We start from the raw sequence: 13,398 nt of genomic DNA on the forward strand, positions 1-13,398 counted from the left end.
GCGATAATAGATATATAAGTGCATCTCAATTTCTCAAACCTTAAATAAGGCTTGAATCGCATTATATGGAGTTTTGTCGTGCTTCTTAGCTGTTTCTACAATCGAATGAAGTTCAAGAAAAGCGTCTGCTCCGAAGTCTGAACGAAATGTACAGGAGTTCTTCAGTTTGATTTTTAGCTTGCGTATTCCACGTTCGCTTCCATTATTGTCAAATGGTATCATCGGATTTTCAAGGAAATTGAAAATGTAATCTCTGCATTTGACTAGGGCTTTTTTGAACGTAATAAACTTTTTACCAAACTCCTCTATATTCTGTTTGAGCAGATTGTCTAAACGTCGGGTCCATGACACCTTGTCTATAACGTCGTTCGGATTGCTATTCCGCTCGTGAATGGCTTCACGGAACAGATTGGTTACTTTCCCAGACCACTCTTGCTCAGTGTTCAACTCTGATAGATATTGCAGTTTGCGGAGTAAGTGAGCAAGGCATACCTGGTGATTGAGGAAATGGAGTGCAAAGTATGCGCTATGGCGGTCGGTAACGGCAGTCATTCGTTCCAAGCTATCGCCAAATTTGTCTACTAATACCTTCGATCCTCTTCCATCAGCACGGAAAAGCAGTGTGTAATAAACGGTTTGTGCAATCCATGCCCAGTCGAGTCTTTTCTTACAGTACAAGCCACTCTCATCGAAACCAACAACTGCTGATGACTTGATATATTCTTTAATTTTATCAATCACAGGTTGCGCATTTCTCTTTGCCTCATTTACCCAGTTCACCAGCGAGCCTTCGCTTGGAGTGAGTCCAAATACCTCACGCAAAAAAGTTGCTATGCGACCATAAGGAAGAAATTGCACGACACTCAGATAAACCACTAAGGTCTTTACGCTTGAATCATATACCACGTTGTTTGACCGCCGTCTCGGTGCTGTCCGAATACGTTCACCACAGTTCTTGCATACCATCACATAGTGTCGGATTTCCTTGATTACGGGCTTCAACTCTGGAATGGAAATAACCTGCGTCACATAATCAAGCACACGTTCCGTATCTGATAAAGATTCTCCGCAACGAGTGCAATAGTTGGGTACCTCATCGATTATCTCGTCAGGTATGGAAGAGCAAGACAACTTATGCCCATCATGCCCCTTTTGTCCTCCCGGCTTCTTACCACTTGGCTTACGGAGGCTTCTTGTTCTTCTGATAACCTCATCCTTTATACGCTCCTTGCTTGGCGGAGTGCTGCTGTTATTAGAGTTTTTGTCAGGTTTTTCATACTTAGCCAAGCGTTCCCGTAAGTTTATAAGTTCCGTATCTTTCTTGCGAATTTCAAGGTTCAGAGCATTTATGTTACGATTCAATTTAATAATCTCGGCATACTGCTGATTGACAGTTGCACGCAATAATCGCATCTCTTCCGTCATGGCTTGTAATACTTTTGATATGTCCGTAACCTGCTCTTTTATAGGTATAAAGGTACAAATAAAATCTGAAATACGCAAGAAAAATAAGTATCTTTATAGCCTTTATACGAAGATTTTAGAGGAGAGAATACAGACTGAACAATACCGCTGAATAGTTACGACTTTTGTCCACCTTTCTTGCTAACTTGATTATCTATTAAGCTTAATACACGATTAAAATTAAAAGAATGGATATTATTCTCTTGATTGAAACCATGAGCATATTTGCTCTCTTCAAGACAAATAGTTATTTGTTTTGGGATAGAGGGTAGGTTGTTTGCCATATTCTTTTAAATTTATAATTATATTTTATTTTTCACTTTTAGATTTATCATTGAACTTTTAGATACCAGCATAAACTTGAGGTCATGGGAAAACTCCCTAAATCTTTTAAGTTATAATCTCGGTTTCTCAGTCGCATTTCTATGCTTGTAGATATTATATATCAATGTTAGATATTCTGCAAATATATATAATTTACTTGTAATTGCAAAATATTTAGACAGCATTTTTCTAAAATAACATTACTCCATGTTTCAGAAGAGTCCTAATAAATTTCAGGTCTAAGCTTACTCTTCAATCTCAGAGAGACTTCTGACAAAGTTACTAAAGAAGTTGCTTGTTGTCTCAATGGGTGCATAGCTAACGTAACGGAGACTGCGACGGACGTTGCGACGAAGTACGGAACTGTTGTTTTGTACAAATCCTACGACGTTTTGTTTGAAGTGCCATTCGTGCGCAGTGTCCTTCGCTAAGTCTGAAATACTGCGTAATGTGAGGCGGTAAGCATTTGGGTCACTCTTGCTAACGAAGGGGATTTCGTCTTCTTCAAATCCAAAGACGGAGATGAGAACATTACCCTGTAGCTCTGCCATAGCACTCAACTGCAGGGTGTTCAGCCAGTTCTCGAGTTTCACGAAGTCTACCTTATTACCCCGAGTTCTTAGGTATTCGCCCATCGTAATGATACCACCTAAGTTCATACCACGTGTAAACATCGTCTCAGAGTTGTTGACTATCAGCTTCAACATATCAATAGCCTCAATCGAAGTGTCGATACTATGCAGTTCGTTGTAGATAAGATTCTTTAGTCTACGGTTCAGTAACGCATTGCTAAGTCTAACTGTCTTGGGTATTCTTGCAGTTAATGTCTTGCGTTCTTCCTGCTTTGCTTTGATGTCTGTGATGATACTCTCTGGCAGGTTGAGGCCTTCATCCATAGCGTGTCTTGCGATACCATTGATGAAGATAGGCATCACTTGTTGTGCTTCAACCATCTGTATGAGTCTTCGCCATTTGAAAGGCGACATCGGTTCGAGGTTCGACTGTGTGCCGAATGCGCCCGAACAAAGGATTCGAAAGAAGTTACGTTGAATGATGTCCATTCCAGATGATTCTATTGGTTGCATGGTGATTGGGTGTTAGGTGATGAGTGTTGGGTGTTGATGATATGTTTATGGAGTGGTGAATATTGGGTGATGATGATATGTTATGAATAACGACGGGGATAATGGAAGAGGATAGAAAGGAAGGCTGTGATGCCCAATAACATTGGATAATACAAGAATGGGACGATGCTCACAGGGTTAATCTTTGCCAAACCTGCTGCCATTAATATCTGTGCACCATAAGGAATCAAGCCCTGCGCACAACATGAGAAGGTGTCGAGGATGCTAGCTGCCTTACGTTTGTCTACGCCATAGCGGTCGCCTATCTGCTTTGCAATACCGCCCACGGTAAGGATTGCCACCGTATTATTGGCTGTACAGATATCCACCAAACTTACGAGGAAAGCTATTGTTAGCTCTGCTCCGCGCTTACTGTTGACGTGTCGGGTGATCATCTTGATGAGATAGTCGATACCACCATTCTCACGGATAATCTCTAACATACCACCTGCCATCATCGTGATGATAATCAGTTCGCCCATTCCTTTGATTCCTGCGCCCATACTTCCAAACCAACCATAGACATCGTAGCTGCTATCAATGATGCCGATAGCACCTGTGAGGACGATTCCAATGGTCAATACAGCCATCACGTTCATACCAAAGAGCGCACAAATCAGTACTGCCATGTAAGGAATTACTCTGTAGATGTCAACGTTGGCAACCTGTCCTGTGGTATGTATGTCTCTTCCCAAAAAGATATAAACAAGCAGAATCAAGACTGCTGCAGGGGCAACGATGAAGAAGTTTACCCTAAACTTATCTGCCATCTTACACTCCTGTGTTCTCGTTGCCACAACGGTTGTATCGCTAATAAACGAAAGGTTGTCGCCAAAGAACGAACCACCGACGACGGTTGCGACGACAAAAGGGAGCGAACTCCCCGTAGAAGTAGCAATACCTGCTGCGATAGGGGTGAGTGCAACGATAGTTCCGACGCTCGTTCCGATACTCATAGAGATGAAGCAAGCAGCGAGGAAGAGTCCTGGCAGCAGCATGTTATCTGGTAGGACGGAGAGGGTTAGGTTGACCGTAGCGTCAATACTGCCCATGTCCTTAGCCGAGTTGGCGAATGCTCCAGCAAGTACGAATATCCACAACATCATCATCATATTGTCTGTGCTGGCTCCCTTGCTGTATATCTCAATTCGTTTTGCGAGTGGATAGCCTCCTGATATGGCGATAGCAAAGATACTCGAAGCCATGAAAGCCACGGTAATCGGTACCTTATAGAAGTCACCCGATACGATTGAAGTGACCAGATATAGTACGATGAATACAAGTAACGGACTCAACGCGAGGAGTCCTTTTTTGTTTTCTGTCATTTGTTGGGTGTTGGGTGTTGGGTGTTGAATGTTAGGTGTTGATGAATTGTGCAGATGTTGAATGATAAATGATGAATGTTGGGTGTTAAATGTTAGCTGTTGAATGTTATGTGTTGATGATTTCTATTAACCTATTATTCATATCCCTTTTCACACTTACGATATCTTATCTTAAGCATCCGCACATCATGTGCTGAGCCTCTGCACATTATGTGTTAACCCTCCGCACGTCATGTGTTAAGCATCATCACCCTTTTTATCAATGCCATCTTTTATTTAATTTCATCCCCCTTTTACTAACTTTCTTTCATCTTCTTTATAGCAGTCTTGCCTCCCTCCCCTTCGAAAGAGGACTAAGGTGGGGCTTCTTCACCACCTAATTCTTAGCAGTTTTGCCTCCCTCCCCCTTCGGGGAGGGTCGGGGTGGGGCTCCCCCTTTTACCCCCACGACCTATGATAGAAGTCTATATTCTCTCGCATAAGCAAGTCGATAGGCATATAGTTGACTGGTTCAACCTTCTTTTTCAGCACGATAGCACGGAAGAGGGAGTCAACACTGAAGTAGCCTTGTTGGTAGGCATGCTGTGCGATGAGGAACGATATACTCCCTTCTCGTAGGCAGTCAGCATTCTTATGTACCACGTCATAGCCCATAATCTGAACGTTATGGCGATGCGTCTTCAGTAGGAATTTACCCACGATATGCGCTTTAGAGTTCAGTGTGATACAGTGGTGTACCTCTGGATGCTCGCTGAAGAACTTTTCTAAGATATGGTCATAACGCTTCCGCTCCTCGTCTAATGGGAGGTTTACCTCTAAAATCTTAATATTAGGGAAGTTCTCTTCCATATAATGACGGAAGCCCACCTCGCGATTCTCTTGCTGACGACTTGCCATCTTTCCGTCCTTCGTCTGCTTCATGAGCATGATGCTTTCCTCCTTTTGAGCAATGAGCATCAGCATTCGAGCAGCAAACCGACCACTCTGGATAGAGTCCTGTCCGTAGAATGACAGCGGTTGCAGCGATGGCATATAAGAGTCGAGCAGAATGAAAGGGATGTTGCGATCGTGCAGTTCGTCGGTGAACAGGCGTGTCACCTCTAATGTCGTAGGGACAAGGATAACGCCATCCGGATTCTGCCTAAGACATTTCTGGTAGGTCTCGATAAAAGAGTGAGGGTCCAATCGACTATAATACATGATTTCCAAGTCGATATAAAAGTCTCTACGTGCCTCTACCGCCTTCATGGCACCAATCTCAATCTCTTCCCAGTAAGCCTCACTGCTGTGCTTTGGAATCAAACAATAAAACGTGTAACTCTTGTTATAAGCCAGTGCACTTGCATAGACATTCGGCTGATAATTCATCTCCTTCAGCACCTTTTCCACTCGTTTCAGTGCGGATTCCGATACATTCGGGCGTTTATGCAATACTCTATCAACTGTTCCAACACTTACACCTGCACGTTCTGCAATGTCTTTGATTCTTATCTTTTCTGCCATAAATATGGGAAGTGAATATAATATTTTTGCGCTGCAAATTTACTAATAATTGTTGGAATGTGCGAAAGCACAACGTTAGAATTTATAAGTAAAAGTTCTTTTTATTATTTAATTGTGTACAGAATAATGGATAATAGGAAGTTTTTAACTAAATTTGCGTTCTGAAATAAGGCTACGTGCAGTTATGTCTATTAAAAGTTATCTTCAAAAATTGTCTTTTCGCACAGGTGTTATCGTACTCCTGATGTGTATTCCCTTTTATATTCTTTCATTCGTTCAAGTGTTTTTCCCAGTGTCAACGGCAACGAAAGGCATACTGTTTACTGTCTTTTTCGGACTGGCAAAGAGCTTTCAATATGGCGGTATCGCTATCCTTGGAAAGGAAGGCTACAAACGCGTGAAGGGCTATCTTAAGCGAAAGAAACAGCTGAATGATAAGATTATGAAGAATGATAGCAACAGAACGCATCGCTACTGTCCTGACCTTTTCTCCAATCCAGAGATACTTTCTGGTATTCGTCTCATCATCTTCGACTTCGATGGAACGCTTGGCGATTCTCAAAAGCTCATTACCGACACGATGCTTGCAACGATAGAACGCCTGAATTTACCGATGAAAAGTCGTGAGGAATGCGCCCGAACGATTGGTTTACCATTGAAGGAATGTTTTTCGTCTATCATTCCAATGAGCGATGAACAGGCTGAGGAGTGTGCTAAGGTGTATAGCGAAATATTCAATGAGAAGAATGTTCCGGGTGTTGTAAAAACCTTTCCAGGTGTTGTTGAAACGTTGGAAAGACTTTCTTCGCAAGGCATTCTGATGTCTATTGCAAGTAGTCGTAGCCATAGAACGCTTGCAAAACTGATGGACGAATTAGACCTCTCGAAGTATATCACTTATCTGATTGCTGCCGACGATGTTGCCGAGAAGAAACCAGCAGCTGAATCAGTGCTTAAGACTTTGCGTCATTTTAACATCGAAGCACACGAAACCCTCGTCGTTGGTGATACCGAATTCGACATTCTCATGGGCAGAAATGCAGGTACACACACCTGCGGAGTTACCTACGGTAATGGTAGTAAAGAGAGTTTAGATGCCGCAAAAGCAGAGTGGATAGTTTGTTAAATAATGTATAATTCTTTGGCGGTTTCGTAATAAACCACTACCTTTGCACTCGCAATTCAGGAATGCACCTCGGTTCATAGATGAATTGTTCTTAATTAACATCGCGGGTTGGAGCAGTTGGTAGCTCGTCAGGCTCATAACCTGGAGGTCGCATGTTCGAGTCCTGCACCCGCAACTTCAAAGCTTAGAAATACTTAGTAATAAGTTTTCTAAGCTTTTTTCATGTCCACCAAAAACTAATATTAATTCACAATTCAGAATTCATAATTCATAATTATGATTACTACAGTAGTATTGTTGACAAAATGCAAAAGACATAATAATAAAAGACATGGTAACAAAGTAAGTAATTATACAGTAGTAAGGTACGTAAAGATAGGGTAACAGAGTAAGTGGAGATATGTAACAACAATAGTCCGTTAAATTTTCGCAGTTTGCGAAGCTTTTACCCAAAAGCCAACAGGAATTGTGGCAGAAAGAAAACATGATAAGTCTCTGAGAAAGAGATAATTAGGCAATAGAATATAACAAAGTATAACATAATAAAATCGGCTATCTCATTGAATTTCAGTAACTTTATAGATGTAAAAAGACAATAAAGTTTATGCTGATAACCAACTTGATTAGCCGATATATGAAGCTCTGCAAAGCAGCATTTAGTGCTGAAGATGGAGCAAAGTTAAACAAAAGTATTCAAACAAACGTCATGGAAATGCTTTTTCTTTTGATGGTCATCCCAAGGAAATGTAATTTTACGCAGATGGGACGCTATGGAAAGCGTGGCGAACAATGCTATCGGCAGACGGCAGAGCGCAGCGTGAACTGGCTCGAAATAAATATGTGGCTGAGTGCTTTCGCCTTCAAGCAGGGTAAAGGGCTCAATGCCATCGTTATTGATCCAAGCTTCATCAAGAAGGCTGGGAAGCATACCCCATACGTGGGTACGTTTTGGTCGGGCTGTGCAGGTGCGGTAAAGCACGGTCTTGAGATCCTCGGCATCGGTGTGATAGACGTGGACTTGCATGAGTGTATGATGCTCAAGGCTGTGCAGACCACATTGGAAAAAGGGGAGGAGAAAAAAGAGATGAGTCTATACGACTGGTATACCAAGGTGTTGGAGGACGACAAGGTAACCTTACAGCATATTTGCAAGGTTCTTGTCGCCGACTCAGCCTTCTCCAAAAGGCCTTTCATCGACAAGGTAATGAAGATGGGCTTCCATGTTGTGAGCCGCTTGCGTCATGACGCAGCCTTGTTCTACACATGGGATGGGGAACCCACGGGAAAGCCCGGCCGTCCTCGTATCAAAGGTGACAAGATTGACGTAAGGAACATCGACATATCCAAAGGCAATGAGCTTGATTTAGGAGAGACCAAAGGCAAAGCCTATGCGCTCAAGGCGTGGTGCAAGTCCTTGCATAGGGTCGTGTCGATTGTCATCCACGAGTTGCCCAACGGTGTCCGCCGTTTGTACTTCTCTACGGATGAGAGCATGAGTGGACGCGATGTGATGGAGTACTATACCACACGTTTCCAAGAGGAGTTTTGCTTTCGCGACGCAAAGCAATTCCTCGGTCTTACCGATTGTCAGGCACGCGACAAGAGAAAACTTGAATTTGCTTTCAACTCTTCATTCACAGCACTCAATGTGACCAAAATCATGTGCAAGGAACTTGGCACGTCCATCGGTCGACTTAAAGCGCAGATGGTCAATGCCTACTATGCACAACGAATTATTGACGTGTTCGAGAAGAACCCGAACACGCCATTAAATAAAGAAAGGATAAATGATATATTTAGTTTCGCTGCTGATGCAGCATAATATTTAACGGACTATTGTAACAAAGGAATCGAAAGAATTGTAATACGACAATGTTTTGCTTCTGTACGAGCGGATATAATGTAAATAAAAATCATAGACTGAAAACGAGAAGGGCGTTAATTGGCTTCCAATTAACGCCCTTTTGGCTTGCAAAAGGGTGCCCTTTAAGCCTCTTACTAACGCCCTTTTGAAGTACAATTAAGCACCTTTTACTTTATTACTTTATAACTAATTGATTTCCTGCAGGTTATAAGCCTATTCTTTACGCATGCTTTTCCCCTTATTTATAGATGGTTTACTTGAAATAATGTAATGATTTTTCAGAACCCTATCTGCGGTTTTTAAAGTATCAAAATGAAAAGGTTTTCTGTGTCGAAGGATAATAATAAAATAGGAAGATGAGCGCCTTAGTCATGTCTTTATTTAATGAGTAACCTCGCTTCTTCCGTTAGTGCTATACGAAATATATCTACGCATTTAACGGAAAAACCATTCTTTCGGGTATATAAAAAAGAAATGTAGTAAGTGATAGGGACTTATTCACACACCTAAAACTTACTACATATATTTTCTTTTATCGCCTATTCAAAGTTCAATTCACCAAAGAAAGCAGGACAATGGAAGTCGGGAGAAGGCAAGGCAATGGGATTCCATGAGAGGAAATGAGGTTGCGATGTCTTGTCACCACACTTATAGAAATTGGCTCTTATCGTCTTTCCTGAGAGATTATCCAGTGTATGGCGGAAGTAAGAACTAACAGGAACAACGAGTGTGAGTTCCCATGCCTGTCGTCCCTCTCTCATCTCAAAAGGCTCACGACCCAAAGATGCCCAACGATCAATCTGCTCTAAGGCGACTGCTGGAGCATGAGTACGATTCTCTCGTCCCTGTCCATTGCATAGCAATACCGTACCGATACAGTTGCTTTCAAGGTTATAATAGCCTCCTTCTTCATCAGGGCTGCAGAAGAACTCACAGCATGAGTCCTGCCAAACTGGACCTAAATCGGTGCCAGCCTCAGCACGCACGCAGTCTTCTTCTACTCGATAATGCAACAGAATAGCATCATCTTTATGAGCAATAGCAAACTCAACCTGTGGACAATAAGGGAATTCTGCTGCCCAGTCTACTGTATCTATCTTATTATAAGATACGCTATTATCCTTGAAAAGGGCTGGAATGTCAGCAGCTTTCACCTGCTGACACTCCAAACGTTTTACCTTTAATTGTTTCATTGCTTCAATGTTTTCTTCACAAAGTCAGCCATCATCTGATCATGACGACGTACGTCACGATAGAGCAAGAGCTGATTACGTGAGCGAACAAGGTTATGCTCTGGGTATTTCACCTTGAAATAAACGTCTCCGTTGATGTAATCTGTCAAGAAACGAACGCACTGCATATATGGGAACAATGCTACAGCGTATGGCAAGTGACTGGTCTCTACAGGGGTAAGGAAGTTGCCTGCCGTACTAAGATAGCCTTCAGTAAATGAGCAGAAGACATCTTCTTTCAGTCCGACAGCATCGTAATTGTCGCTATCCTCAGCCACATGGTTAGCGCCAGTGCGCAAGAAGTCGCCATAATCAGAGAAGATAAAGCTTGGCATTACGGTATCGAGGTCGATAACACAGAGCACCTTACCATCCTTGTCAAACATCATATTGTTCACCTTTGTATCACAGTGGCAGATACGCTTAGGCAATGCGCCCTCACGATAGAGGCGTTCAGCAAGGCACATCTCGTCTGCATAGCTCTCTAACTCAGCAATCATATCCTTCACAGAAGCCACTCTACCAGCCTTATCAGCACTTACAGCCTCACGCAACTGGCGCAAACGAAGTTCCATGTTGTGGAAGTCAGGAATTGTTTCTCCCAATGGTTCCTTCAAATCAACCAACATATTCTGGAAGTTACCGAAGGTTTCACCACAGCAGAAAGCGCTCTCTGGGTTTACTTCCTCTTTTGTAACAGCGTTAGGAATGAAGACACTCACACGCCAGTAGAGGTTGTCAGCATCCTTGTAGTAGGTCTTACCGTCCTTAGCCTGTACGAAACGCAGACACTTACGTTCGATATCTGTCTCACCTTTCTCTATCAATTTGTGACGGATATGGTCAGTTACAAGTTCGATATTATGCTGCAACAGGTCTACATCGGTGAATATGGCGTTGTTAATACGCTGTAAGATATAATCAGGCGTATTAGCATCTACAGTTTTTACACGCAGTGTTTCATTGATCAGTCCATTACCAATTGGACTTACACTCTCAACAGTTCCCTCAATACGGAACTGTGATACAACATCATTAAAATTAGGCATAGTTATTTATTAGTATTAAAGATTTATTCTTAAAAGTGAGGAGTGAAAGAGGATTAAAGGAGTAAAAGAGGAGTTAAGACAAATGTTATATGGGTCATAACAAACTTGTTTTACTGTCATCGTAGAGATATCATCAAAATGAATCTACATTACATTTGTCTTAACTCCTTTCACTCATTACATCCTAACTCCTTTTCTTATGGTCTATCAGCAGACTTAACACCAAACTGAGAAGGCTTGCTACCCATTACAAACTCAAGTGTTCCACCACGTTTGATGTCCTTGAAGTCGATGTAAGAACGGGTATAAGGCTTGCCATTCAACTTAGCACTCTGAATATAGATATTCTTATCGCTGTTGTTATGTGCCACAATGCGGAAGGTCTTACCATCTCCAACGTTCACCGTAGCCTCATCGAAGAGCGGTGTACCGAAGATATACTTGCCACCTGCAGGCTCTACCTGATACATGCCAAGAGAGGAAAGAATGTACCATGCAGACATCTGACCCACATCCTCGTTACCACTCAAACCATCGAAGTCGTCGTGGTATAAGTTCTTAAGTACATAGCGAATCTTATCCGCTGCCTTCCAAGGCTGACCTACATAGTTGTACATATAGAGGATATGATGGCTTGGCTCATTACCGTGAGCGTACTGACCAATCAGACCAGTGATGTCTGGTGAAGCCTCTGCTCCCATATCACCACTAACGATGAAAAGGGAGTCGAGTTTTGAAACAAATGGTTTCTCACCACCGAAGGCAGAAACAAGACCATGCACATCGTGTGGAACAAGCCATACATACTGCCATGCATTACCCTCTGCATAGTCGTCCTGACGATGAACAGTACTGAATGGATCGAATGGTTCACGGAACTTACGATCAGATGTTACACCACGCATAAACTTCGTCTTCTTATCGAAGTAGAAGTCACGATACGACTGACTGCGCTTTGAGAAGTACTTATAATCAGCTGTCTTACCCAATTCCTTGGCGAGTTTTGCAATACATGCATCAGCCAAAGCATACTCCAATCCCTTTGCTACTGTCTCATGCTCTGGGTCGAGATCACAAGGAATATAACCATACTTCTTCAACAATCCCATACCACGTTCATCAAGCATAGCAGACGCCTTAGCAGCCTCAAAGACTGCATTCTTATCTACATCAAAGCCTTTCAGTGCGATATCAACGAGGGCAGGAACGCCTGGGTTGCCAATCATACAATCGGTTTCGTTACCCACAAGGTGCCATACTGGCAACTTACCCTGCTCCTTAAAGACATGAAGCATCGTCTGTGCGATGTCGTGTTGCTTCTCTGGATGGATAATCGTCATCAATGGATGCGCTGCACGATAGGTGTCCCAAAGTGAGAAGGTGGTGTAATCAGTGAAGTCACCCTTATGTGTCTTACCATCTGCACCACGGTATTCGCCGTTTACATCATTGAAGACAGAAGGTGCAATCATTGAGTGATACATTGCTGTATAGAATATCTTTCTTGCACTCTCGTCCTGTGTCTTGATTGCAATCTTGCTCAACTCACGGTTCCACTCATCCTTCGCCAAAGCAACAGTATTGCGGAAGTCCCAACCAGGAAGTTCCTTCTGCATATTCAATCGAGCGTTCTCAACACTCACAGCAGAGATACCTACCTTCACGAGAAGTGGCTGCTCAGCATTGTCGAAAGCAAAGACGCCAATCGTATCACGCTCGTTTGACTCCAACTTAACAGGCTGTGAGAACTCTGCCACGAAGTAAACGCGCTGGTCTTTAGCCCATCCTTGTGACATACGGTAGCCACTGACGGTCTTAGCCGACTCCTGCTTAAAGCTGCAAGAGGTCATCTTGTCCCAACCGATACCCTGTGAGAGGTTCAAAATAACGTAACCCTTTGTTGCATCAGCAGGGAAAGCGTAACGATGGAAGGCTACACGCTGGGTGGCAGTCAACTCTACACGAACACCAGAAGCCAACATTACAGAATAGTAACCTGGGGTTACATGCTCGGCACGATGGGCAAACTTCACCTCACGCTGTGCTGGATTGGTAGTAGGGAGGAGTGATACATCACCCAAGTCACCAATACCCGTACCGCTAAGGTGCATCTGTCCGAATCCGATAACTGTTGAATCGCTGTAATGATAACCAGAACACCAGTCCCAGCCCTGCTTCTTCTGTGTAGGACCAGCCTGAATGTTACCGAATGGAACATTAGCTCCAAGGAACACATGTCCGTGTCCGCCTGTTCCAATAAATGGGTCAACATACTGCGTATAGTCCTGCGCAAAAGCGAAAAGACTGGTTGCAGCAAACGCCATTAAAGTTAAGAACCTTTTTTTCATATATTGAATTGTTTTAATCTTCTTGTCTTATATGTCTTG

The 13,398-nt window shown here is 42.8% G+C and carries 10 protein-coding genes and 1 tRNA gene; 3 read left to right on the forward strand and 8 right to left on the reverse strand.

The genetic code is table 11. The features are described 5' to 3' along the window. Positions 1-33: 33 nt before the first annotated feature. The 5 genes from tnpC to FIU21_RS03075 all read right to left on the reverse strand — a co-directional run bounded on the left by tnpC (position 34) and on the right by FIU21_RS03075 (position 5,740). Entirely contained in the window at positions 34-1,413 is a 1,380-nt protein-coding gene (gene tnpC, locus FIU21_RS03055; protein ID WP_172891313.1) for an IS66 family transposase, read from the reverse strand. A gap of 167 nt (positions 1,414-1,580) precedes the next feature. Then, entirely contained in the window at positions 1,581-1,748 is a 168-nt protein-coding gene (locus FIU21_RS03060; RefSeq protein ID WP_172891295.1) for a hypothetical protein, read from the reverse strand. A gap of 285 nt (positions 1,749-2,033) precedes the next feature. Then, complete coding sequence (locus FIU21_RS03065) at positions 2,034-2,849, reverse strand: hypothetical protein (protein ID WP_004359275.1); 816 nt, start codon at positions 2,847-2,849, stop codon at positions 2,034-2,036. 104 nt (positions 2,850-2,953) lie between these two features. Beyond that, positions 2,954-4,237 (reverse strand): Na+/H+ antiporter NhaC family protein, encoded by a 1,284-nt coding sequence (locus tag FIU21_RS03070; RefSeq protein WP_004359273.1) that lies wholly within the window; start codon positions 4,235-4,237, stop codon positions 2,954-2,956. 438 nt (positions 4,238-4,675) lie between these two features. After that, entirely contained in the window at positions 4,676-5,740 is a 1,065-nt protein-coding gene (locus FIU21_RS03075) for a LacI family DNA-binding transcriptional regulator (protein ID WP_004359271.1), read from the reverse strand. 184 nt (positions 5,741-5,924) lie between these two features. Here FIU21_RS03075 and FIU21_RS03080 point away from each other — a divergent pair, with 184 nt between their 5' ends. The 3 genes from FIU21_RS03080 (at position 5,925) to FIU21_RS03090 (ending at position 8,688) form a co-directional block, all read left to right on the forward strand. Next, positions 5,925-6,866: an HAD-IA family hydrolase gene (locus tag FIU21_RS03080; RefSeq protein ID WP_036885819.1), complete on the forward strand. Its 942-nt coding sequence runs from the start codon at positions 5,925-5,927 to the stop codon at positions 6,864-6,866. A 102-nt stretch (positions 6,867-6,968) separates the two neighbouring features. Further along, positions 6,969-7,041, forward strand: a tRNA-Met gene (locus FIU21_RS03085). Between the two features lie 459 nt (positions 7,042-7,500). Further along, positions 7,501-8,688: a transposase gene (locus tag FIU21_RS03090; protein WP_254361424.1), complete on the forward strand. Its 1,188-nt coding sequence runs from the start codon at positions 7,501-7,503 to the stop codon at positions 8,686-8,688. A 581-nt stretch (positions 8,689-9,269) separates the two neighbouring features. On the opposite strand, the gene FIU21_RS03095 is transcribed toward FIU21_RS03090, so the two are convergent. The 3 genes from FIU21_RS03095 to FIU21_RS03105 form a co-directional block, all read right to left on the reverse strand. Next, positions 9,270-9,923, reverse strand: coding sequence for a carbohydrate-binding family 9-like protein (locus FIU21_RS03095; RefSeq protein WP_004359267.1), 654 nt, complete (start codon positions 9,921-9,923; stop codon positions 9,270-9,272). Continuing rightward, a complete protein-coding gene (locus FIU21_RS03100; protein WP_004359265.1) occupies positions 9,920-11,011 on the reverse strand; it encodes a phosphotransferase enzyme family protein in 1,092 nt (363 codons plus the stop codon). The genes FIU21_RS03095 and FIU21_RS03100 overlap by 4 nt, the downstream gene beginning before the upstream one ends. 197 nt (positions 11,012-11,208) lie before the next feature. After that, positions 11,209-13,359, reverse strand: coding sequence for a GH92 family glycosyl hydrolase (locus tag FIU21_RS03105; protein WP_004359262.1), 2,151 nt, complete (start codon positions 13,357-13,359; stop codon positions 11,209-11,211). Positions 13,360-13,398 lie beyond the last annotated feature (39 nt).

Source organism: Prevotella melaninogenica (assembly GCF_013267595.1).
Classification (GTDB): domain Bacteria; phylum Bacteroidota; class Bacteroidia; order Bacteroidales; family Bacteroidaceae; genus Prevotella; species Prevotella melaninogenica_D.

What these genes read in the sequence shown, in the direction of transcription:
- FIU21_RS03105 (WP_004359262.1), bottom strand. Translation starts at nt 13,359, where the DNA reads ATGAAAAAAAGGTTCTTAACTTTAATGGCGTTTGCTGCAACCAGTCTT.
- FIU21_RS03075 (WP_004359271.1), bottom strand. Translation starts at nt 5,740, where the DNA reads ATGGCAGAAAAGATAAGAATCAAAGACATTGCAGAACGTGCAGGTGTA.
- FIU21_RS03095 (WP_004359267.1), bottom strand. Translation starts at nt 9,923, where the DNA reads ATGAAACAATTAAAGGTAAAACGTTTGGAGTGTCAGCAGGTGAAAGCT.
- FIU21_RS03065 (WP_004359275.1), bottom strand. Translation starts at nt 2,849, where the DNA reads ATGGACATCATTCAACGTAACTTCTTTCGAATCCTTTGTTCGGGCGCA.
- FIU21_RS03060 (WP_172891295.1), bottom strand. Translation starts at nt 1,748, where the DNA reads ATGGCAAACAACCTACCCTCTATCCCAAAACAAATAACTATTTGTCTT.
- FIU21_RS03100 (WP_004359265.1), bottom strand. Translation starts at nt 11,011, where the DNA reads ATGCCTAATTTTAATGATGTTGTATCACAGTTCCGTATTGAGGGAACT.
- tnpC (WP_172891313.1), bottom strand. Translation starts at nt 1,413, where the DNA reads ATGCGATTATTGCGTGCAACTGTCAATCAGCAGTATGCCGAGATTATT.
- FIU21_RS03090 (WP_254361424.1), top strand. Translation starts at nt 7,501, where the DNA reads ATGAAGCTCTGCAAAGCAGCATTTAGTGCTGAAGATGGAGCAAAGTTA.
- FIU21_RS03080 (WP_036885819.1), top strand. Translation starts at nt 5,925, where the DNA reads ATGTCTATTAAAAGTTATCTTCAAAAATTGTCTTTTCGCACAGGTGTT.
- FIU21_RS03070 (WP_004359273.1), bottom strand. Translation starts at nt 4,237, where the DNA reads ATGACAGAAAACAAAAAAGGACTCCTCGCGTTGAGTCCGTTACTTGTA.